20 protein-coding genes, 1 tRNA gene and 2 pseudogenes are annotated in these 21,760 nt (G+C 43.6%); 5 read left to right on the top strand and 18 right to left on the bottom strand.

The features are described 5' to 3' along the window. Positions 1–12 precede the first annotated feature (12 nt). Together lepB and LRS05_RS14315 are read left to right on the top strand one after the other, a co-directional pair. Complete coding sequence (gene lepB, locus LRS05_RS14320) at positions 13–1,704, top strand: signal peptidase I (protein ID WP_257868944.1); 1,692 nt, start codon at positions 13–15, stop codon at positions 1,702–1,704. After that, positions 1,704–2,315, top strand: a complete 612-nt coding sequence (locus tag LRS05_RS14315) for a WbqC family protein (protein ID WP_257868943.1) — start codon at positions 1,704–1,706, stop codon at positions 2,313–2,315. Before lepB ends, LRS05_RS14315 begins: the two co-directional genes overlap by 1 nt. On the opposite strand, the gene LRS05_RS14310 is transcribed toward LRS05_RS14315, so the two are convergent. The 8 genes and pseudogenes from LRS05_RS14310 to LRS05_RS14275 form a co-directional block, all read right to left on the bottom strand. After that, positions 2,316–3,359, bottom strand: a complete 1,044-nt coding sequence (locus LRS05_RS14310) for an endonuclease/exonuclease/phosphatase family protein (protein ID WP_257868942.1) — start codon at positions 3,357–3,359, stop codon at positions 2,316–2,318. A 42-nt stretch (positions 3,360–3,401) separates the two neighbouring features. Further along, on the bottom strand, positions 3,402–4,298 hold the full coding sequence (locus tag LRS05_RS14305) for a rhomboid family intramembrane serine protease (protein ID WP_257868941.1): 897 nt from the start codon (positions 4,296–4,298) through the stop codon (positions 3,402–3,404). Then, entirely contained in the window at positions 4,299–5,117 is an 819-nt protein-coding gene (locus tag LRS05_RS14300; RefSeq protein ID WP_308224938.1) for a rhomboid family intramembrane serine protease, read from the bottom strand. Then, a pseudogene (gene mutL, locus LRS05_RS14295) lies at positions 5,114–6,969 on the bottom strand (DNA mismatch repair endonuclease MutL). Before mutL ends, LRS05_RS14300 begins: the two are co-directional and overlap by 4 nt. A gap of 175 nt (positions 6,970–7,144) precedes the next feature. After that, positions 7,145–8,026, bottom strand: coding sequence for an SDR family oxidoreductase (locus tag LRS05_RS14290; protein ID WP_257868940.1), 882 nt, complete (start codon positions 8,024–8,026; stop codon positions 7,145–7,147). 8 nt (positions 8,027–8,034) lie between these two features. Then, positions 8,035–8,547, bottom strand: coding sequence for a hypothetical protein (locus LRS05_RS14285; RefSeq protein ID WP_257868939.1), 513 nt, complete (start codon positions 8,545–8,547; stop codon positions 8,035–8,037). 59 nt (positions 8,548–8,606) lie between these two features. Beyond that, a complete protein-coding gene (locus LRS05_RS14280; RefSeq protein WP_257868938.1) occupies positions 8,607–9,338 on the bottom strand; it encodes a DUF72 domain-containing protein in 732 nt (243 codons plus the stop codon). After that, the gene (locus tag LRS05_RS14275) at positions 9,331–10,065 is read right to left on the bottom strand and encodes a DNA-formamidopyrimidine glycosylase family protein (RefSeq protein WP_257868937.1); all 735 of its coding nucleotides are present in this window, start codon (positions 10,063–10,065) and stop codon (positions 9,331–9,333) included. The genes LRS05_RS14280 and LRS05_RS14275 overlap by 8 nt, the downstream gene beginning before the upstream one ends. 159 nt (positions 10,066–10,224) lie before the next feature. Here LRS05_RS14275 and LRS05_RS14270 point away from each other — a divergent pair, with 159 nt between their 5' ends. Further along, positions 10,225–11,112, top strand: coding sequence for an NmrA family NAD(P)-binding protein (locus LRS05_RS14270; protein WP_257868936.1), 888 nt, complete (start codon positions 10,225–10,227; stop codon positions 11,110–11,112). Here LRS05_RS14270 and LRS05_RS14265 read toward each other — a convergent pair. The 10 genes and pseudogenes from LRS05_RS14265 to udk form a co-directional block, all read right to left on the bottom strand. After that, positions 11,090–11,419, bottom strand: a complete 330-nt coding sequence (locus LRS05_RS14265) for a multidrug efflux SMR transporter (RefSeq protein WP_257868935.1) — start codon at positions 11,417–11,419, stop codon at positions 11,090–11,092. The two genes, LRS05_RS14270 and LRS05_RS14265, sit on opposite strands and share 23 nt — an antisense overlap. Before the next feature lie 6 nt (positions 11,420–11,425). After that, positions 11,426–12,292 carry a DUF808 domain-containing protein gene (locus LRS05_RS14260; RefSeq protein WP_257868934.1) on the bottom strand — a complete coding sequence of 289 codons (867 nt, stop codon included), beginning with the start codon at positions 12,290–12,292 and terminating at the stop codon, positions 11,426–11,428. 147 nt (positions 12,293–12,439) lie between these two features. Next, positions 12,440–12,513 (bottom strand) — tRNA-Pro (locus LRS05_RS14255). A 36-nt stretch (positions 12,514–12,549) separates the two neighbouring features. Then, on the bottom strand, positions 12,550–14,682 hold the full coding sequence (gene scpA, locus LRS05_RS14250) for a methylmalonyl-CoA mutase (RefSeq protein WP_257868933.1): 2,133 nt from the start codon (positions 14,680–14,682) through the stop codon (positions 12,550–12,552). Between the two features lie 2 nt (positions 14,683–14,684). After that, positions 14,685–15,188 carry a hypothetical protein gene (locus LRS05_RS14245; RefSeq protein ID WP_257868932.1) on the bottom strand — a complete coding sequence of 168 codons (504 nt, stop codon included), beginning with the start codon at positions 15,186–15,188 and terminating at the stop codon, positions 14,685–14,687. A gap of 31 nt (positions 15,189–15,219) precedes the next feature. Continuing rightward, a complete protein-coding gene (locus LRS05_RS14240; RefSeq protein WP_257868931.1) occupies positions 15,220–15,810 on the bottom strand; it encodes a T9SS type A sorting domain-containing protein in 591 nt (196 codons plus the stop codon). Then, positions 15,773–16,864: a hypothetical protein gene (locus LRS05_RS14235; protein ID WP_257868930.1), complete on the bottom strand. Its 1,092-nt coding sequence runs from the start codon at positions 16,862–16,864 to the stop codon at positions 15,773–15,775. Before LRS05_RS14235 ends, LRS05_RS14240 begins: the two co-directional genes overlap by 38 nt. Then, positions 16,861–18,230: pseudogene (locus tag LRS05_RS14230) on the bottom strand (methylmalonyl-CoA mutase subunit beta). Before LRS05_RS14230 ends, LRS05_RS14235 begins: the two are co-directional and overlap by 4 nt. 12 nt (positions 18,231–18,242) lie before the next feature. Further along, positions 18,243–18,590, bottom strand: a complete 348-nt coding sequence (locus LRS05_RS14225; protein ID WP_257868929.1) for a septum formation initiator family protein — start codon at positions 18,588–18,590, stop codon at positions 18,243–18,245. Between the two features lie 130 nt (positions 18,591–18,720). Then, positions 18,721–19,329: a uridine kinase gene (udk, locus tag LRS05_RS14220; protein ID WP_257868928.1), complete on the bottom strand. Its 609-nt coding sequence runs from the start codon at positions 19,327–19,329 to the stop codon at positions 18,721–18,723. Positions 19,330–19,470: 141 nt separating this feature from the next. Between udk and LRS05_RS14215 the strand changes: the two genes are divergently transcribed. Then, positions 19,471–21,039 carry an alpha-amylase family glycosyl hydrolase gene (locus LRS05_RS14215; protein ID WP_257868927.1) on the top strand — a complete coding sequence of 523 codons (1,569 nt, stop codon included), beginning with the start codon at positions 19,471–19,473 and terminating at the stop codon, positions 21,037–21,039. Positions 21,040–21,129: 90 nt separating this feature from the next. After that, positions 21,130–21,660 (top strand): DUF4199 domain-containing protein, encoded by a 531-nt coding sequence (locus LRS05_RS14210; protein WP_257868926.1) that lies wholly within the window; start codon positions 21,130–21,132, stop codon positions 21,658–21,660. Positions 21,661–21,760: the final 100 nt, after the last annotated feature.

Genomic DNA, 21,760 nt, shown 5'->3' with positions numbered 1-21,760 from the left:
AATTATACAGCAATGACACTTACACAATGGTTTATATTTTTCCTGGCAGTACAGGTTATTCATTTTTTAGGCACCTGGAAACTGTATCACAAAGCCGGGCGTAAACCCTGGGAAGCTGCAGTACCGGTATACAATGCCGTGGTACTTATGCGCATCATCAACCGCTCAACTTGGTGGACAGTTTTGCTTTTCATCCCTATTGTTAACCTTATCATGTTCCCCGTTGTTTGGGTTGAAACCCTTCGCAGCTTCGGGAAAACATCAACTACCGATACCATTCTGGGTGTTGTTACACTGGGTTTTTACATTTACTACATCAATTATTTTGAAGATGTACAGTACAGGCCGGAACGCGAACTGAAAGCATCTACAAAAGGCGGAGACACACTTAGCTCACTGCTATTCGCTATTGTTGTGGCAACTATCGTGCATACTTATATAATGCAGCCGTTCAATATACCATCTTCATCATTAGAAAAGACTTTACTCGTTGGAGATTTCCTGTTTGTGAGCAAACTGCATTACGGTCCGCGTACACCTATGACTACAGTCGCCGCGCCAATGGTGCATGACACCATACCTGTAATCAATAAGCGTTCATACAGCAAGTGGCCGCAGTTGCCTTATTTCAGGTTTCCGGGTTTTGAAAGCGTGGAGAAGAATGACATTGTAGTATTTAACTGGCCTGCTGATACCGTAACCAAATTTTTTGATGCTTCTGCAGTAGGTCTTCGTAAGCCTATAGACAAAAAATCAAATTACGTAAAGCGCTGCGTAGGTACACCAGGCGATACATTTGAACTTCGTGATGGCATTGTGTTCATCAATGGTAAAGAACTGAAGCTTAGTGGCAGGGCAAGGCCGCAGTACATGCATACTATTTACTCAAAAACCGGCGTGTCTCCTGCACTTATCCAGCAGGCAGGCTCTACAGAGTTTTTCCGTTCGTTTGTAGTGAGTAACCTCACTCAAGAGCAGGCACAAGCCCTTACACCTTACGTATCGTCAAGCCAGCAAAATGCAGATGGCAGTATCACTATTCGTACATCAGAGCGTGGGCTGCCAACGGCTATGCTTCAACAGTACCAGATTCCTGTGCAGGAAGTTGCAGAGCCTGTTGTAACAGTAAACCTGACGCTTGATGGCGCTGAAAAAATCAGAGCAACGACTGGTATTGATTCGGTTGTACGCTATATCGAGAAAAGGCCGCAGCCGGTGTTTGGGCAGGTTGCCACATGGAATCAGGATAATATGGGCCCATTCCTAATCCCCGGCCGTGATAAATCGGTTAAGCTGACACTGCAAAATCTTCCGCTTTACAAAAAAGCTATTGAAGAATATGAGCATAACACCCTGAAAGTTGAGAACGGTCAGATTATTATTAACGGTAAAGCAACTGACTCATATACTTTTAAACAAGATTATTTCTTTATGATGGGTGACAACCGCCACCGCTCTGAAGATAGCCGTTTCTGGGGATTTGTACCCCAAGACCATATTGTTGGAAAACCAACCTTTGTATGGATGAGCCTTGACCAAAATGAGTCTTGGTTTAATATCACCAAAAAAGTACGTTGGGACAGGCTGTTTACAACGGTAGGCGGAGATGATGAACCAACTTCATATTTTTGGTATTTTGTGGGGGCGCTGGCTGTGTACTTCGGGTATTCGCAATACAAAAAGAGAAAGGAACCTAAAGCGTAATGGGTATTCTGATACATCCGACGTATTTTCCATCGGTGAGCCACTTTGTGGCTCTTTCGAAAGCTGATTCCGTCACTTTCGAAGTTGAAGATAATTTCCAGAAGCAGACCAACCGCAACAGGATGTACATTTATAGCCCGAACGGTATACAGCTGCTAAACATCCCGGTAAAGCATACCAAAACGGCACACCATAAGTTTAAAGACACCAAAATTGAGGATGCGTTTGACTGGCAGAAACAGCACTTTAAGTCACTGGAAGCTGCTTACCGTACTTCACCCTTCTTTGAGTATTTTGAAGACGATATACGCCCTGTATTTGAGCAAAAGCATACCTTCATGATGGACTTAAACTTCAAGATACTGGATATTGTATCTGAATGTTTGGGTATGCCACTAAACTATGATAAGACGGAAGAGTACTTCCATGAAGTAAGCGGAGTGGAAGACCTTCGCCACCTCGCCAACGGAAAGAAAGACACATCAGAATTTGAACCTTACACTCAGGTTTTTGGTGATAAGCACGGGTTCATCAATAACCTTAGCATACTCGACCTGCTGTTCAATGAAGGTCGTTACGCACTTGATTACCTTAAGAGGCAAACGCAGTAACTATTCTTCTTTTTCTTCAAAAGCCAGGCGGGTCATCACCGGGAAATGGTCAGAATTGACGAAATTTTTAAACGTGGTGTATTGCTTCACTTCAATCTCTTTAGCGGTAAAGATATAGTCAATACGTGCCGGATAGTATTTGAAGTTATATGATTTGCCAAAACCGCTGCCTGCTTCCTCAAAAGCATCATTCATTTTGCCTTTAACACTGCGATAAACGTAAGAGAATGCGCTGTTGTTGAGGTCACCGCAAATAATCATGGGGTAGGTACACTCGGCTTTATGTTTCTCTACAATTTCTGCCTGAAGCTGCTGCTCTTTAAAAGCTTTGCTCATGCGGTTAAATATCACGCGCGACCGCTCTTCATCAAGTCTTTCATGTATGTCGGGCGTAATGCGTATTGATTGGAGGTGCATGCTGTATACCCGGATTGTATCTTTCCCTTTCTTAATGTCGGCAAAGATAGCATGGTTATCAGTCTTCGGGAAAGGTATATGCCCGCTGTTTATGATAGGGAATTTCGAGTAAATAGCCTGCCCGAATTTACCGCTTTTATAATCATTAGTAAAAATAAAACGGTGCTTGTACTGCTTAAATTGTACCCTTTTAATTGGGGTGTATTCCTGAAGGCACAGTATATCAGGGTGCTGCTCTTTTACAAATGCCACGATACTGTCAGGCACATCTTTGCGCGGAAGCCACTCATACAGGTTGAACAGCCGCACATTATAGCTCATCAGCGTGAAATCACGGTTTTCTTCAGGCAGGTTTGTCCCTCCGAATTTATAGAATTTGTTGATGAACGTGATTCCGAGCAGCAGTACAATCCCTGACAGCAGCATCTGCCTTTTTAACTGCAGCAGCCAATACAGAAAAAAGGCGAAGTTAAGCACCAGCATAAGCGGTAAAACCAGTGTAAGTACCGAGAGGAAAGGGAAGAGCTTCGGCGCCAGGAAGGGCAGTATATAAGCAACAAATGTCAATACAGTAAGCACCATATTGAGCACAAACATTAACTTATTAAACCACGACAGCTTTTTCATACGGTGATTGGCATTGCCATCTCAAATCTAAAGATAAATTTATTACTTCCCTGCCCTGAAAAGAAAATCTTTTTCGGCTTTTGTAAGGCTGTCATACCCCGATTTGCTTATCTTATCGAGAATGTCATCAATCTGCTTCTGGGTGATGTCTTTTTCCTTTTTTACCGTGGTGCGGGCTGTAGTAGCAGGGTTACGGTGAACGGCCTTAAATGGTGTCTTTTTCTTTGGTTTGAAAAGGTTTTCAACAAATGTCTGGAATCCAACAATGCTTTTGGTCATATCAGTGCCGTTTTGCAAAAGCTTTATATAGATAAATCCATACAACGCCCCGGCAAGATGTGCAATGTGGCCGCCTGTGTTTTCTGCAGAGATATAGATGAGGTCTATCACCACCAGGCCCAATGCAATATGCCATAGCTTTACCGTCCCGATAAGCATCAGCCTTACAGAGTATTGCGGTGCACAGGTAGCTGCGGCAACAAGAATAGCCATGATTGAAGCTGAAGCGCCAACCATTGCTGCTGAAACATTTGTAAGCGCAGGGATGGTTGAATAGCCTATTATAAACATAAGGCCGGCAATTATAGCTGATTGAATGTAAACGCCAAATAGCTGCTTTTGTGTAAAGAAAGTAAGGAATACGCGCCCCGCAAAGAACAGCATCAGCATATTGAAGAGTAAATGAAAGAAGTCGTGGTGCAGGAATGCATACGTAATGAGCGTCCACATTTTCCACAGGTCTGTAAACTCGCTGGAAAGTGCAAACCAGTTTTGCGTAGAGCCTAATGTCCAGTCAAATTCGGGCAGGTAAATTCCGCTGAGTTTGAGTATGCTGAATATGATCATCGGGATTACAAACAACCCAACGTTCCAGAAAATCAGCCTCTGGACGATACCACCAAATTTATATTCCGATTTCAGTTCGTCTAAGATTCCCATTTAATTCCAGCGATTGTTATTAAACTGGCTTTTCTTCCAGTACCACATCATGATAAAGCCGATGAGCGCCCCGCCAAGATGTGCAAAGTGAGCCACACCTGTGCTTCCGCTGCCAAATATAGACTGGCCTTTTAACCCCAGGAATAAATCTATCAGTAAAAGTCCCGGTACAAAGTATTTGGCTTTAATAGGCACCGGTATAAACATCAGCATCAATTCGGCATTAGGCACTAAGAAGGCAAACGCAACCAGTATACCATATATTGCTCCTGATGCACCAACCATGGGGATTTGCGTTATCCTCGCAGCAGAGAACAGCGAGTCAAAATGCTCCTGCGTAACTTCCTTCACTTTAGCATTCTCGAGAATAGGCTTTATTTCATTCAGGAATAAATCGGGCCTGTAATGTGTATCATCCGCTACCGTAGCATTTAATATCTGATGCAGCTCTGACGATGAGAGGTTAAGGCTAGCAGCTCCTTCAAGAACATTCTGAAGCTCAAAATAAGAAACCCCTAAATGCAATGCTGCCGCGCCAATACCGCATGAAAGGTAAAAAAAAATGAACTTCTTGCTACCCCAAAACTGCTCCAGCATTACCCCGAATGAGAATAACGCGAACATATTAAAGAAAATGTGCATGATATTTCCGTGCATGAACATATGCGTAAACAGCTGCCAAATCTGGAAATGCTCACTTTGCGGCATATGCAGCGCAAGGTAATCAGTGGCAGGCCTGCCTAAAACCTGACTGCCTATAAAAAATATAATATTTATGATAATCAGATGCTTAACAGCATCACTTATTCTCATGTTCATATAGCAAAACGTTTATCTAAATCTTCCACGCTTACTGTAATAAACGTAGGCTTGTGGAATGGTGAAACATCGGGTTCTTTGCAGGCAAACAAGGCATTCACCATTGCTTCCTGCTCTTTTTCAGTCATTTGTGTGCCGGTTTTTACCGCCAGGCTGCGTGCCATGCTCTTGGCTATACTGTCACTTTGGCTAAAGCTGCTGTCCGGCACCTCCTGCTGTAGGTCATTTATAAGCTCTTCAAGTAAAATTGATACTTCGCTCTCGGCAACATTTACCGGAAGGCCTGATACCACCACATGGTCATGGTTGAACTCGGCAAATACAAAGCCTGTATTTTCAAGGGCCTCACGCATTTCACGCAGCAGGTCGAGTTCGCTCTGGTTATAGTACAGCATCAGCGGGAACAGCAATTGCTGGCTGGCGGCATGCTTAATGGTAATGTTGGTAAGGAACTGCTCATACAAAATCCGTTGGTGGGCACGCTTCTGGTCAATGATGACCATGCCCGATTTTATTGGGCTTACAATGTATTTTTTATGGATTTGGTAGGTTTTGTGAACAACCTGCTCCACATCATTATCGTTGAAAAGAGAACCTGTGACTTCATCCGACTCAAAGTTCATGACGGCGACCTCTTCCGAAGCAGGAAGGCCTGTGTAGAGACTTTCCCAAGACGGCATTTTTTCACTTCTGCGGAACGATGGCGCAGCAAATGACCCTGACCCTGCCTTAGCCGGTTTATCTTCAGCAAACGGGTTAAAAGACCTGTCAACCACCACTCCCGGAATAACAGCCTCGCGCTGTTCATAGCTGTAGGGGGTGTCAAGGTTTGCGTCACGATCAAAATCAAGCACCGGCGCTACATTAAACTGCCCAAGGCTATGTTTTATCGCTGAACGGAGTATCGCGTAAAGCGCGTGCTCATCATCAAATTTTATCTCGGTTTTGGTAGGGTGTATATTAATATCGATGGTATTGGGCGGGACATCAAGAAACAGGAAATACCCCGGCTGGCAGCCATCTTTCAGTAAACCTTCATAAGCAGCCATCACCGCATGATGCAGATAGCCGCTTTTTATAAAACGGTTATTCACGAAAAAGAACTGCTCGCCACGGTTTTTTTGGCAAACTCCGGCTTGCAGACAAACCCCGTGATACCAACGATTTCAGTTGTTTCATTTACAGGAACAAGCTTTTCGTTGGTGCGCCCGCCAAAGATGCCTACAATGCGCTGGCGGCTGTTACCCGAAGGCAGGTTAAACATCTCACTGCCATTGTGGTACAGTATAAAAGCGATGTTAGGGTGCGCGAGTGCCACACGCTCAAATTCATCAATCACATGGCGGAACTCCACCGTATCGCTTTTTAAGAAATTACGACGTGCAGGTATATTGAAAAACAGCGACTTAACAGCAAAAGATGTTCCTTTTGGCAGTACTGCCACATCCTGAGAAACGAATTTACTGCCTTCGATAATAATATGGGTGCCAAGCTCTTCATCGGCCTGCCGTGTCTTCATTTCAACATGGGCAATGGCCGCAATACTCGCTAGTGCTTCGCCACGGAAACCCTTGGTATGCAAGGAGAAAAGGTCTTCGGCAATTCGGATTTTTGAAGTGGCATGGCGCTCAAAGCACATGCGGGCATCGGTAACGTTCATGCCGATGCCGTTATCAATAACCTGAATAAGGGTCTTGCCGGCATCTTTTACAATGAGTTTTATCTCTGTAGCTTTCGCATCTACCGCGTTTTCAAGGAGTTCCTTCACAACCGAAGCCGGCCGCTGTACTACTTCACCGGCGGCAATCTGGTTGGCAACATGATCCGGAAGGAGCTGTATGATACTCGGCATTGTGTTTTTGAGAAATTTTATTGGAACGTCAAAGTTACGCAAAACTGCCGTGAAATTATAGTGAACTTTTCCACAATAGGGAGTGCAGCGTTTAACACTTCATTAACACATTACAGCCTAACCGATAATTCGGAAAGTTTATTTCAATTTTTGGCTTGTGCCTTCTCGCTAAATTCTAATTACTCTTCTTAGCCTTTATCATTGCCTCGAGCATGTCCCACATTTCATCCGGTATGGCTTCGAGTAAATTAAACTGACCTGCGCCTTTCAGCCATTCGCCGCCATCTATAGTAATAACTTCGCCGTTGACATAAGATGAAAAGTCAGAAACCAGGTATGCTGCAATATTTGCCAGCTCCTGATGGTCGCCCACCCGCTTGAGCGGCACTTTTTTGGCAAGGTCAAATTTTTCCTTCAGGTCGCCGGGCAGGAGCCTGTCCCATGCACCTTTGGTAGGGAAGGGCCCCGGAGCTATGGCATTACTGCGGATTCCGTATTTAGCCCATTCAACCGCAAGGCTGCGGGTCATAGCTAAAACTCCGGCCTTTGCTGTAGCGCTGGGTACAACATAGGCAGAGCCCGTCCAGGCATAAGTAGTGACAATATTCAGGATTGTGCTACTTTTTTGTTTGGTATCAATCCAGTGTTTGCCAAATGCCAGTGTACAGTTCTTGCTGCCTTTCAGCACAATGTCAATGATTGTGTCAAACGCATTTGCCGAAAGCCTTTCGGTAGGAGAGATGAAGTTACCCGCGGCATTGTTCAGTAGTACATCAACTTTTCCATAACCGTCAAGCACAGCTTTCAGCATAGCTTCCACCTCATCATAATGGCGCACATCACACTGCACCGCAAGGCATTGCCCGCCCGTTTCGGCCTCAAGCTCTTTAGCAGTGTTTTGTAGTTTTTCGAAATCGCGCGATGTTATGGCAACTTTTGCGCCAAGCTCCATGAAATATTTGGTCATAGATTTGCCAAGGCCGCTGCCACCGCCGGTAACTACTATAACTTTATCCTGAAGTGCTCCGTCACGCAGCATTTTATCTGTGTATTGCATGGCTGATTTTAAAAGGTTTTTAATGTAAAATATCCTTCATAACTACCGCGGATTGTTTTAATCTCAGATGTGAAGACTTTTACAAACTCAATATCTTCAAATTCAAGTTTGTAAACACCGTTACCCTTATCGGTAACATGTAAAAAATTACCGGCACCATTAAAAGCCTGCTCACCTATTGTATAAGTTCCACCGCCAAACATATTATTGAATATTGTATCTATATGAAATATATATGTACCGTTTATCGTTGATTTACTTACAGGTGTGTCTATATAAACATATATTTTTTCGGGTGGGTTGCCCTTTGATATTTCGAAGAACCTTCGGTTGTACTGCCCTTCATTAGCGCCATTCAATACATAAGTGTATGCTGTTGCACCATTAACATTAAATGGTTGGTTGTCAATGGTAAGGTTGGATGTTACTGGAACTGTTACAGCTGTGCTGTTATCATCGTCACCACATCCTGGAAGCATTAACGCACAAAAAAATAAAGTACCCCAAAGTATTTTTTTCATGATTTAAATTTTTTACTAAAATATGAATTTATAATGATTTTGGCCTTACCATAAGAATGTCAATAATCTATTAATATCAGCCTCTTCATCTCCATAGCATTTAATATTCCCGCCTCGCTTGCGGTGTTATTGAAATAAACTACAGCTTTATTACAGCCTGAAGCCAGTATTTCATCACGGGTAAATGCCAGCTCATCTTCTGTATATTGCGAGTAGAATAGCTTAGGAGTGCCATGAAAGCGTACATACACCAGTCCGTTGGTGTTTATAATATTTGTTGGGAGATTGGGATAATTAACCGAGCAAAAAGCGATGTTATTGTCAGCTAATGCTTGGTAGACATCGGGCCGCCACCAGCTTATGTGCCGAAATTCAATCACGTTGCTAAAGCTTCTATCTATTGATGAAACAGCCTGCTCCAACCGTTCTTCGCTAAAATGGAATGACGGCGGCATCTGGAAGAGCACATGCCCCAATTTGCCTGCCAAACCCTCTCGCACAATCTCGTAAAATTTCGCAATATCATCGGCACATTCGCGAAAACGGCGTGTGTGGGTAACCCATCTCGGCGCTTTCACTGAAAAGCTGAAATCGTCTGGCGCGCGGTCATGCCAGCCTTTTAACCCTCGTGCCGTTGGCGCTTTGTAAAATGTCCCGTTCATTTCAAAGGTTGAAAAATGCTGGCAATAATACTCAAACCAAAGCCTGCCGGGTACACCTTCAGGGTAGAAGATGCCTTTCCACAGTCGGTTATAAAAACCTGAGCAGCCAATGTCAATATCACTATTCATCGTAAAGTTTCTGGCAATTAGTACAAAAGAAACTACGGCGTTTCTTGACTCCGGTTATCTTTTTAATCAGCGGCAGGTCACAGCGCGTGCATATTTTTTTAGTGTGGGCAAGCCAGTGTTTCTTCAGCTCGTATTTCTTTTTCCATTCCAGGAACTGAAAGCTGTAAATTCTTGATTCTTTGATTATTTCGGAGATTTTACGTGCCGGAATATTCCCCACTTTTGCTTCCGGCTGCACCTTTACGCGGTACAGAACTTCATTTTTAATTATGTTGCCCACGCCCGAAAATATATCCTGTTCCAGCAGTGCATCACAAACCAGCATTTCCGGCTTTTCCTTGAGTTTTGCTTTTGCCGCTTTTGTGTCCCATTTATCATTCATCACATCAGCTGTAAAGTCGTAATGCGTATTAATATCGCCTTCAAGCAGCTTCACCGAGCAAGCGTACAAGTTGAGTTCGCCGTTCTTAAATTGCAGGCTGAGGCGGGGCGGGGCGGCCTTACGTTCATTGATGCGGTAGCTGCCGAAAAGCATGAGGTGTATGCGGATTGTAAAGCCGTCAAAGCAAATCAGGAAGTGTTTGCCCCAGGTTTTAAGGGCAAGAATTTTTTTGCCTTCGGCACGGGTAACATCAACTTTGCTATTGCCTTTGGCCGCAATAACTTTTTGTCCTTCAAATTCCTGTGCCTCTTCTTTCAGGATGACTATACTTGGGCCTTCGGGCATAATAGTTTTTCTTTTAAAATTACTACAGAAACTAAGCGTACCAATCTGTTTTATATCTGCTTTAACATGTGTCAGTTATGGTTAAGAAAGCCATAAATATCTTCAGCGCTTACAGCCTGTTTTGTAAATTAGTGCTGTAAACAACTAAACTTCAGCAATATGTATGTCATTTTGGGAGGTACGGGCCATGTGGGCAAGGCAGTTACAGATGAGCTTATTGCTCAGAATAAAAAAGTTACTGTTATTACGCACGACCCAAAGAAGGTAGAGCAGATAGAGAAAAACGGAGCCTTTGCCGTAATTGCTGACGTTATGGATAGCGAACAATTACGCCAGGCTTTCAGTCTCGGGAAGCGGCTATTCCTGCTGAACCCGCCTGCCGACCCAAAGACCGATACAGCAGCTGCTGAACGTAAAACCCTCAAGTCTATACTCAAAGCGTTAGAGGGTTCAGGTATTGAAAAGGTGGTGGCAGAATCTACAGGAGGGGCCCAGCCGGGCGATAAGATTGGCGACCTTGGCGTGCTGTATGAAATGGAACAGGAGCTTAAAAAGCTTCCGCTGAAAGTGAATATTATACGTGCAGGTTACTACTACAGCAATTGGGATGGTTTTCTTGAAACTGCAAAGGCCAAAGGTAAAATTTATACTATGTATCCGGCTGATTTTAAATTGCCTATGGCTGCACCACAGGATATTGGCAGGTTTGCTGCAGGGCTTATTTCCAGCGATAATCATAACAATGAGCCTTATGATTTTTTTGGCCCCGACCATTACAGTGCGAATGATGTTGCTGAAGCTTTCAGCAAAGCCTTAGGTAAGCCTGTAGCTACTGAAGAAATACCTGAAAACAGCTGGATAGATTTCCTCATGAGCGCGGGATTTTGCAGCGAAGCGGCACAGTCAATGGCAGCGATGACTAAGATTACGCTTGAGAAAAATTACAAGCAGCCAAAAAACATTCAGCGCGGGCTTACAACCATTCATGAATATGTTGAGCAGCTTGTAAAGAGGGAAAAGCAGTTTAATGCGTTGAAACCACTTTAAGGCCGATTATAGAAGCAATTAGGGTACTGATGAAAAATACCCTCCAAAAGGTTGCAGGCTCTTTAAAAACAAAAATGCCAACAAGCACCGTACCTACCGCGCCAATACCTGTCCACACCCCATAAGCAGTACCCAGAGGCAGTGTTTGTGTGGCTTTGATTAAAAGCGCCATGCTCATGAACAGGCAAACTGCAAAAGCGCCATACCATATATAGCTTTCGGTGCCGGTTGCTTCTTTACCCTTGCCCAGGCAAAAGGTGAACCCTACCTCAAAAAGTCCGCCTAATACTAATAATAGCCAGTTCATAAGCGATTATTTTTTAAATATTGCAATCACTTTTTTTACAAGAGTAACTGCAACAACAGCCACTATTCCGGCAGCAAGCCCCACGATAAACTCCTTAAGCATATCCGGTATGGCCGGGAAAAGGTGGTGCAGGTAATCAATGTTATGCACGAAGATTCCGCCTGCAACCAATAAGAGCGCTATAGTGCCTATTACCCCAAGCGCTTTGATAATAAGCGGAAGAAGCTTTACCAGTAATTCTCCCAAAGCCGAAAAGAATCCTTTGTTATTGCTGCGCTTCATAAGCCCATAACCGGCATCATCCATACGTACTATAAGCGCTACAAGTCCGTAAACCCCTATGGTGGCAAGAATTGCTACGATAGATACGGTAGCAATTTGTATAGTAAGCGTTTGGTTAAGCACAGAGCCCAACGCGATAATTACGATTTCTACGGAAAGTATAAAATCTGTTGTTATTGCCGATTTAATCTTGGCTTTCTCAGCATCGGTATCCGACTTTTCTATAACTTCTTCGGCAGTAACTCCCTCATGTTTTTTATGGAAGAAAAACTCCACAATCTTCTCAGCGCCTTCATATGCGAGGTACAGCCCTCCCGCAACAAGAATATATTTGATGGCAATAGGGAAGAAGAACTGGAGCAGGAACGCTATAGGCAGTATTATAAGTTTATTGAGGAATGAGCCTTTGGTGATGGCCCAAAGCACAGGCAGCTCACGCGATGCCAGGAAACCTGTTGCCTTTTCTGCATTTACGGCAAGGTCATCGCCCAGTATGCCTGCTGTTTTTCGGGTTGCAATTTTACTGGTTACGGCAACATCATCCATCAGTGCCGCTATATCATCTAAAACTGCAAAAAAGCCTGAAGCCATAATTTATTTGAATTTGGAAAGAGCCCAAATTTACAGATGTTATTGCAGGGCGGCAAGAGTTAAAAGAAAGTTTTAACGGAGTTCCTCATACAGATAAGACTAGTTTTTAAAAACGATAAAGCTGAACCAAGTTCAGCTTTTATAATGTCGGGATGACTGGATTCGAACCAGCGACCCCTGGCACCCCATGCCAGTACGCTACCAGGCTGCGCTACATCCCGAAGCTGCAAATATATCAGTTTTTACTAGATAGAAACTTACTCTTCAAACCCCTTTATCAACACCTCCAAAATCTTAATAGCCGCTTCACTTATCTTAGTACCCGGGCCAAAGACTGCTACAGCTCCTGCGTCAAACAGGTACTGGTAATCCTGAGCCGGTATCACCCCACCCACAATAACCATGATATCTTCACGGCCGTATTTCTTCAGCTCTTCAATAACCTGCGGCACCAGCGTTTTATGCCCTGCCGCGAGTGATGAAACGCCCAGTATATGCACATCATTCTCCACGGCCTGCTTTGCCGCTTCTGCCGGCGTCTGGAACAGTGGGCCAATGTCAACATCAAAGCCCACGTCTGCATAGCCTGTTGCCACCACTTTGGCGCCCCGGTCGTGCCCGTCCTGTCCCATTTTTGCAATCATAATGCGTGGGCGGCGGCCTTCCAGCTTAGCAAATTCATCTGCCAGCTGTTTTGCTTTCTCGAAGCTCTCGTCATTCTTAATTTCTTTGCTGTACACTCCGCTAAAAGATTTAATTTGTGCCTTATACCTGCCATAAACCGTTTCCAGCGCATCGCTTATCTCGCCCAGGGTTGCCCTGTTGCGTGCGGCATTAACCGCAAGTTCCAGCAGATTACCTTTACTTGATTTCGCAGCCTCCGTAAGCGCTTCAAGGCATTGCTTTACTTTTTCACTGTCGCGCGTTGCCTTAATGCTCTCGAGCCTTTCAATCTGCTGGCGACGAACGGTCTGGTTATCCACTTCAAGTATATGCAGCGGATCTTCTTTTTCAAGGCGGTATTTGTTTACGCCGACTATTATATCCTGTCCGCTGTCTATACGCGCCTGCTTGCGTGCTGCGGCCTCTTCAATGCGTAGTTTAGGTATACCGGCTTCAATGGCTTTTGTCATGCCGCCAAGTTCTTCTACTTCTTCAATAAGCGCCCACGCTTTACGGGCTATTTCGTCTGTTAGACTCTCTACGTAATAACTGCCTGCCCACGGGTCAACGGTCTTCGTGATTTTAGTTTCTTCCTGTAGGTATATCTGTGTGTTACGTGCTATACGTGCTGAGAAATCTGTCGGCAATGCAATGGCTTCATCAAGCGCGTTGGTATGCAGCGACTGTGTTCCGCCGAAAGCTGCCGCGGCTGCCTCTATGCAGGTACGCGCAACGTTGTTGAATGGGTCCTGCTCGGTAAGGCTCCATCCGCTCGTCTGGCAGTGGGTGCGTAGTGCAAGTGATTTCTCGTCTTTTGGTTCAAACTGTTTCAGCAGCTTTGCCCAAAGCATACGGCCTGCGCGCATTTTGGCGATTTCCATAAAATGATTCATACCAATTGCCCAGAAGAAGGATAGGCGCGGGGCAAACTCATCTATCTTCATCCCTGCGGCAAGTCCGGTACGGATGTATTCCAGTCCGTCAGCCAGCGTGTAAGCCAGCTCGATATCGGCAGTAGCGCCGGCTTCCTGCATATGATAGCCTGAGATACTGATTGAGTTGAACTTCGGCATCTTGCGGCTGGTGTATTCAAATATATCGGCAATGATTTTCATTGATGGGGCAGGAGGGTAGATGTAGGTATTACGTACCATAAACTCCTTCAAAATATCATTCTGGATGGTTCCCGAAAGCAGTTCCGGAGCCACGCCTTGCTCTTCTGCCGCCACAATATAAAACGCCATAATAGGCAAAACCGCCCCGTTCATTGTCATAGAAACCGACATCTCATTAAGCGGAATCTGGTCAAAAAGCACCTTCATGTCTTCCACGCTGTCAATGGCCACGCCCGCTTTACCAACGTCACCCACCACGCGCTCATGGTCACTGTCATAACCACGATGTGTGGCAAGGTCAAACGCCACAGATAAACCTTTTTGCCCCGCTGCAAGGTTACGGCGGTAAAAGGCATTACTTTCTTCAGCTGTAGAAAAGCCTGCATATTGGCGGATTGTCCACGGCCGGCGCACATACATTGTTGCATATGGCCCGCGAAGGTTGGGTGCAAATCCGGCTCCAAATTCCACGTGTTGCAGGGCAGCTATATCTTCTTCAGTATAGGTTTGCTTCACTTCAATCCCTTCAGCGGTAAGGAATGTTTCGCGTTGCGGGTTTTCAGTTGCAGGTTTTGGGTTAAGTGTTATATGGTTGAGGTTCTTTCTGGTCATGGTTATTCCTGAATCTTTTTTATAATGTACTTGAAGTCATCCGGGCTTGTTTCGCCATACTTAACAATGAGTTTCCCATTTGGGCCAAACATCAGTAAAGCTTCGCAGGTTTCAATTTTCTTTATAGACATTATGAGCTTATGAAGAACATGGTTTTTATCCTGAACATATGGGGTGGCTTTTCTTTTTTCGGTATATCGGCTTTCGTAAAAAGAATACAGTTTTTTAGTAGATACCGGAAAAACTATTTTATTATCCTGATAGAATTTTTCAAACCACGCTGCTGATTTTAAGGGATCATCCTCATACTTATTATAATGACAATATTTTTCGGGTTGAATATAATGGACTACGATATATGGTGCGTTTGCGGCAACACCATAATTTTCCTCAAAATATGATTTTAACGCGTATTGCTCATCAGCATTAAGCTGTTTTGAATAAATGTTTTTTTGCGAATGGGCAAACTGAAAAACCAGGAAGCAGCTTAGTATAAAAATTTTCATAGTATCTTGGTTTTCCGGTTATGATTCAGAATTATTCCTTTATGAATTTTGTTGAAGCGCCGTTGATGTTTAAATAATAGAAGCCGGGCTGAAGTTGGGAAATATTTATTGTACCGAGTTCGATATTCCCCTTTGCTACAATCCTCCCCATACTATCATTTATCTGATAGCCGGAGTTGTCAACTATGCTGATATTTAAAAGCTCACGTGCAGGGTTTGGGTATACTTTAAGTCCTGACGTTTGAAATTTAGGCGCTGACAGTGCATCCATTGAAAATCTTGCCATAAACACGTTGTCGAGTGGCGTTGCATCAAATGTTTGTGTACCAAGCCTTATATTATTGTAATAGCCTGCCGTGTACAGGGCGTTATTTAAATTGTCTGCGCATAGATGATATTCCGCATGTCCGCTCCCGCCGAGTTTTTCAACCCATTGGTAGTTTCCGTTTGTATCGATATTAGCTACATACCCATTACTGGTACCTTCATTGGTTAGTACTGTTTGCCCTAGTGTGACTAATGGCGAACTAAACCTGCCTAAAGCATACACATTTCCGTTATTGCCGGCTTTTACATCTCTTATTTCACCTGCTCCTCCGGTAGCCTTGGGTCCACTGTACAATACCGCCTGAATCGTATTTTACAACAAATCCCTGGACTTGGGGAGTATTTGCTGTTGTTATGGTATAGCCGCTAAAGTTTATACTGGGATAATTCAGGTCACCGCCCACATATACATTGTTATTGGTGTCAACCGTGACGCCCCAGGCATAAATATCAGCTGTGGTGCTCCCGCCGTGTGATTGTGTCCACAAAATTTCTCCCGTTGGGCTGTACTTTACCAAAAAGATGTGGCTTGTGCCTCCACCTATTACAGTTGTACCAAATGTTATAGTCCCGCTTCCCGCATGGCCACCGGCTAAGTAAGCATTGCCCATATCATCACAGGCTATATGCCTTGCTCCCTGATAGCCATGTTCAGTAACAGATTTTGCCCATACGATTTCACCGTTGCTGTCATATTTGGCGATAAATGTATCAGCCTCTCCCTGTACAGGTACTGTAATATTACCGAATACCCCGGCGGTTCCGCGCATCTGGCCACACACAAACAAATTTCCGGCTGAATCTCGCGCAAGGTCATGAATACGGATAAACCTGTTTAAATATTGATCCTGATTTGCAGGGTCTCCCTCAATTTTTAGTTGTTTTATCCATTGGGTTGTGCCATCACCTGCAGTTTTAGATATGAAGGAATTATAAAAAGCATCTTCAATATCAAACAGGTAACCCTCGTAATTAAAATTTCCGGTAAACTCACCCGCAGAATAAATATTTCCGTCTGGGTCTGCAGCCATTGCAAGAGTATTTACAGATGTATTGGCACTGTGCGATTTCACCCATTGGATACTGCCTGCCGAATTAAATTTTACAAGGAAATTGCGGCCAAAAAATGAGGCGCCGTTAAATGTCTGATTTCCGAATGTTATGGCAGTATGAGACGACACGCAATTCATATAAACATTTCCGTCATTATCATTCTGGATTGCCGAAATACCTGCATATGATCCGAATTCGTCATCTAACGTCACAACGGGTGCAAAAAGCCAGTCCCATGTTTGGGCCGTCATTGCATTAGTAATAAGAAAAATAATTAATAAGTAAATTTTCTTCATAAGTTAGTTTGTTTTTCCTGTTCAAGCCTTTCCTGCTCCATCTTCTCAGCCAATCTTTTTTCTATGATCGGGCTTATCAACGTTTTTCTCGGATTAACTTTCACAAACGGATACAGCTCAAGGTCGTGAGCCATCTTGTCATTCTTATTCGGGTATTTGTTTGTACCGAGAAGCACCTCTTTACCCGAATCAAAAAGTTCCTGCTCTTTGGCGGCGCTTTCCTGAATCTTACGCTGTATCGTACCTTCTTTCAGCTGGTGAAGAAAACCGCCATTGGCCTCAATATCTTTAAACAATGCCAACGCCTTTTCTGCAAGCTGATGTGTAAGTTCTTCAATATAGTAAGCGCCATCAGCGGCATTGTGTACTTTGTCAAAGTAACTTTCGTGCTTCAATACCAAAAGCTGGTTACGGGCTATCCTGTCGCCAAACTCATTGTCTTTATGGTACAGCGCATCATACGCCAGGTTAGTAACAGCATCGGCGCCACCCAGTATCGCGCTCATACATTCTGTTGTTGTACGCAGCATATTTACGTTATAGTCATAAATAGTTTTATTGCGGCGCGTAGGGGTAGCAATAATATGGCATCTGGTGTTGTGCCCGTATTCTTCTGCAATAATTTCAAACAGCTGTCTAAGAGCTCTAATCTTCGCAATCTCAAAAAAGTAATTTGAACCCACCGCAACCTGCAAAACTACAGGCTGGTGAATGGTGGCTATGCGGTTAAAATACTCATTGGTATGTGCAAGCGTATACGCAATCTGCTGAACAATATTTGCCCCCGCATTCTGGTATAAACTACCATCAATACTTAAAAAGAAATATTTGTGCAGGCTATGGCAATGGTATTCAGCGCTTCAAAATCCTGTTCAAGGTTATTGTGCCAGTTACCGTCTTTGCTAAGGTGACCTATCGGGTCAAGCTGTACATAAACTTTTCCGTTACGTTCTTTCGCAATGGCATCAAGCTGCTTTACGAAATCGATTGAAAGGAAATGCAAATTGAAGTACAGTGTAACTTCAGCAGCAAGCCCTGATAGCAATGCTTTTACATCAATATCTTCTTTAGTGATGGTAAACCTTATGCTTTCCGCACCGCGCTTAAGGGTAGATTTCGCACGGCCGTTTGATTTTTCAACATCATGCACAAAAATATTCTGGCAAATGCTGAAACCGCCTGTTACGCCTGTATCGGATGAGCCTTTAAATTCATCTATATGATAAAAAGGCTTTACCTTAATGCCTTCAGGGCTTTCCCAGATAAGCGTTTCGTTATAGTCGGCGCCTTTAAGCTCATATTGTATCTGCTGTTTCCATTGTTTAGAGGATACACCCTCAAAGCCTTTAAACAGGTTATCGCTCATATTGCGGTGGTTTTAAAGTGATTTGGAGTCTTCGTCTTTCTTTACGGAGTCTTCAAATTCTATAATGTAAATATCTTCATTTTCCCGTTTCATGTAGTATTTTTCACGGGCATATTTTTCAGTCTGGTCAGGATCGTTCAGCTGGCGTATTGCGGTGCTGTCTTTTTTTATCTCCTGAATATAGTAATCACGGTTCTCTTCAAGCTCATCAATTTCCTTATCAAGAACGCGGTGTTCTAAATATGAATAGTTGTCAAGAAACAATATCCACACGGTAAAAAACAGGATAACAAGTATATACCTGTTCCCTAAAAACCTAAGGAAAGGATAGCGTTTACCTATTTTAGAGAAAAAACCCATATGGCTAAAATAATAAATTCCAAATTACAAATCCCAAATAACAAAGAGCTTTACTGTATATTCATAGAAGCGGTTTCTGGGGAGATATGCATTCCATACCGGCAATTCCCCCTTTGGGGATAGGGGGGCTTTAAAGTATCCTCTGATTGATCACCGCCCTCACCACATCAATTGCAACTGTATTGTATTTATCATTTGGTATAATGATGTCTGCATGGGCTTTCGTTGGCTCAATGAATTGTTCGTGCATTGGTTTCAGCGTATTCTGGTAGCGGTTCAGCACTTCCTCCATGTCGCGGCCACGCTCGGCAATATCACGCTTCAGCCGGCGTATAAGGCGCTCATCACTATCCGCATGTACATATATTTTAATGTCGAATAAGTCACGCAATTCAGGGTTGGCCAGTATAAGGATACCCTCCACTATCATCACCTTGCGCGGGTGAGTAATAATGGTATCGTCAGTACGGTTGTGGGTAACAAAAGAGTACACCGGCTGCTCAATGGTCTTGCCCGCCTTAAGGTCTTTCAGCTGTGCCACAAGCAAGTCAAAGTCAATGGCCCGAGGATGGTCAAAATTTATTTTAGCGCGGTCTTCAAAGCTTAGGTTGGTCGTTTCCTTGTAGTAATGGTCCTGGCTTATGATGCCTACTTCCGTTTCCGGCAGTTCGTTCATAATCTGGTGCACTACTGTTGTTTTTCCGCTGCCTGTACCGCCGGCAATCCCTATAAGCATCATTGTGTTGTTGTTTAATTTTGTGCAAAAGTAACAATAATCACAGGCTTATCAAGTGGCGTGCATCATTTTTAGGTTAAGTGTTGCAGGCAGCGGTTGCCAAACATTTGCTTATATTTGAAACTTTAAGCATTACAAATTACTATGAAAAGATTACAACTCGGTATGCTGGCGGTATTGGGCCTGCTTGCAAACCTCCATGTTAATGCACAAGCCAATGGTGAAGTGATGTACCATGTTTTCCAGCGCAGTTTTTTTGACAGCAATGGCGATGGGCATGGCGATCTTAAGGGCATTAACCAAAAGCTGGACTACCTTCAGGAGCTTGGCATTACTACAATACTGCTCACACCGCTGTACCAAAGTGACTTTTACCATAACTATTTTGCCACAGATTTTGAAAAGATAGACCCTGCATACGGCACATTTGATGATTATGCGGCAATGGTTAAGGCTGCCCACATGCGCGATATGAAGGTATACCAGGATGTTGAGATGCAGTATGTGGCCGGCAACCACCCGTGGTTTAAAGAGTCATATAAAAAACCGGGCTCTAAGTACGCCGGGTATCTTTTTTTTCATGACCAGCTTAACGAAAAACCCTATTATTTCCTTGATATAACTGAATTTACAACTTATAATAACCGAAAGGAACAGATTGTGGTTGTAAACATGAACAACCAAAAGGTGAAAGACTATACTCTCAAGGTTTTAAAGTATTGGGCCGACCCAAACGGGGATGGTAAGTTTGATGACGGTGTAGATGGTTTCCGGCTTGACCATATGATGGATAACCTTGATAACCAGGGGAGACTTAAAAACCTCTTTGCCGGCTTTTGGTCGCCGCTGCTTACCCAATTGAAAAAAGTAAACCCCAAACTGCAGATTGTTGCCGAACAGGCCAACTGGAACTCTTACGGTTATGACTATTTTTCAAAAGGAAAGGTTGACAGGGTTTTTGCTTTCAGGCTGAAGCAGGCCATAGCCACTTTCGACAAAAACAAGATTGAGAAAGCAGCCGACAGCACTTTTAATTATCTTCCTAAAGATAAGCAACAGGTTGTTTTTATTGAAAACCACGATACTAAAAGGTTTGCTTCTGAAGAAGGGATGAATCCAGGCAAGCTACGCGTAGCTGCCGCGCTTAATATTTTAATAGGCGGCATACCTTCTTTATATTACGGCCAGGAACTTGGCATGAAAGGAGAGCAGTTAAAGGGAATGACAGATGGTAATGACATCCCGGTTCGCGAGGCTTTTGAATGGTATAAGGCTGAAGAAGGACAAGGCATGGCAACATGGTATAAAAATACCGGCGAGTGGTGGGATAAGCGAAACATGAAGCCTAATGACGGAATTTCGCTTGAAGAGCAGAAGTCAGACCCAAACTCACTTTATAATTATTACAGGGAGCTCATAGCTATAAAAAATAAATATCCTGAGTTTGCAAATGGTGATTATGCTGTAACCGAGAACTACAATGATAATGTATTTACATTTTTGCGAAAATCAGGCAGGAATATTTCATTGGTAGTTATAAACTTATCATCAGAAGAGCAGTTTGCCATGCTGGCTGACATTTCACTTCCGGTTCAACGGGCAAAGCTTTTATCAGGTGATGCACGGGTTGTATTTCCGCGGGGCGGGCGCGGCCTTGCTCTGCCTCCCTATGCTGTACAGGTATACAGGTTTTTGCCTGGAGGCCCAAGATAAACACCCGTATAAAGCAAATTCATACTTAAGTATGACCCCTGGCTATGTGAGTTTACAAACCTTTGCACCACTAACCTAAATTTTTATAAAATGAAAAAGAATGTATTGGTTTTCGGGGTAATATCCGGTCTCATTGTCAGCGCCCTAATGCTTACTTCGGTTTATATAGCATATGGGCAGGAAGAGTTTGAGGGCAACATGGTGCTTGGCTTTGCCATGATGATAGCATCACTGTCTTTTGTATATGTGGGCGTACGCAATTACCGTAACAAGTACCGTGGGGGTTATATTTCGTTTTGGGACGCTTTTAAAGTTGCTATAGGTATTGCGTTTGTTGCCTGTACCATATATGTAGCTGCCTGGATGGTGCTGTTTTATACCGCAATGCCCGACTGGATGGATGTATATGCCGGTTTTGTAATGCGCAATGCAGAAAAATCCGGCGCTACGGCCGCTGAACTTGCCGCTGCAAAAGCTGAGCTTGATTTTTACAGGGAGCAGTACCAGTCACCTTTTGGCATAATATGGGTAACTTACATGGAGATACTTGTAGTGGCAATACCTGTGGCCTTGCTAAGCGCTGTTATCTTAAAGAGAAAGCCCAAAGTATCGGCAGCTTAGTAAAGAATTTTATTAAAGATAAGCCCCCTTTTCAGGGGGTTATTTAATTATAAATTTACATGTAACATATTGATTAACATAATCATAATGTTTTATTTAT

The sequence above is a fragment of the Flavobacterium sp. J372 genome (assembly GCF_024699965.1).
GTDB lineage: Bacteria > Bacteroidota > Bacteroidia > Flavobacteriales > Flavobacteriaceae > Flavobacterium.
Note: the sequence above shows the minus strand (reverse complement) of the source record. Positions and strands in the feature narration are given on the sequence as shown.

Coding starts and splice junctions, on each gene's coding strand:
- lepB (WP_257868944.1), top strand. CDS start 13: ATGACACTTACACAATGGTTTATATTTTTCCTGGCAGTACAGGTTATT.
- LRS05_RS14315 (WP_257868943.1), top strand. CDS start 1,704: ATGGGTATTCTGATACATCCGACGTATTTTCCATCGGTGAGCCACTTT.
- LRS05_RS14310 (WP_257868942.1), bottom strand. CDS start 3,359: ATGAAAAAGCTGTCGTGGTTTAATAAGTTAATGTTTGTGCTCAATATG.
- LRS05_RS14305 (WP_257868941.1), bottom strand. CDS start 4,298: ATGGGAATCTTAGACGAACTGAAATCGGAATATAAATTTGGTGGTATC.
- LRS05_RS14300 (WP_308224938.1), bottom strand. CDS start 5,117: ATGAACATGAGAATAAGTGATGCTGTTAAGCATCTGATTATCATAAAT.
- LRS05_RS14290 (WP_257868940.1), bottom strand. CDS start 8,026: ATGCAATACACAGATAAAATGCTGCGTGACGGAGCACTTCAGGATAAA.
- LRS05_RS14285 (WP_257868939.1), bottom strand. CDS start 8,547: ATGAAAAAAATACTTTGGGGTACTTTATTTTTTTGTGCGTTAATGCTT.
- LRS05_RS14280 (WP_257868938.1), bottom strand. CDS start 9,338: ATGAATAGTGATATTGACATTGGCTGCTCAGGTTTTTATAACCGACTG.
- LRS05_RS14275 (WP_257868937.1), bottom strand. CDS start 10,065: ATGCCCGAAGGCCCAAGTATAGTCATCCTGAAAGAAGAGGCACAGGAA.
- LRS05_RS14270 (WP_257868936.1), top strand. CDS start 10,225: ATGTATGTCATTTTGGGAGGTACGGGCCATGTGGGCAAGGCAGTTACA.
- LRS05_RS14265 (WP_257868935.1), bottom strand. CDS start 11,419: ATGAACTGGCTATTATTAGTATTAGGCGGACTTTTTGAGGTAGGGTTC.
- LRS05_RS14260 (WP_257868934.1), bottom strand. CDS start 12,292: ATGGCTTCAGGCTTTTTTGCAGTTTTAGATGATATAGCGGCACTGATG.
- scpA (WP_257868933.1), bottom strand. CDS start 14,682: ATGACCAGAAAGAACCTCAACCATATAACACTTAACCCAAAACCTGCA.
- LRS05_RS14245 (WP_257868932.1), bottom strand. CDS start 15,188: ATGAAAATTTTTATACTAAGCTGCTTCCTGGTTTTTCAGTTTGCCCAT.
- LRS05_RS14235 (WP_257868930.1), bottom strand. CDS start 16,864: ATGAAGAAAATTTACTTATTAATTATTTTTCTTATTACTAATGCAATG.
- LRS05_RS14225 (WP_257868929.1), bottom strand. CDS start 18,590: ATGGGTTTTTTCTCTAAAATAGGTAAACGCTATCCTTTCCTTAGGTTT.
- udk (WP_257868928.1), bottom strand. CDS start 19,329: ATGATGCTTATAGGGATTGCCGGCGGTACAGGCAGCGGAAAAACAACA.
- LRS05_RS14215 (WP_257868927.1), top strand. CDS start 19,471: ATGAAAAGATTACAACTCGGTATGCTGGCGGTATTGGGCCTGCTTGCA.
- LRS05_RS14210 (WP_257868926.1), top strand. CDS start 21,130: ATGAAAAAGAATGTATTGGTTTTCGGGGTAATATCCGGTCTCATTGTC.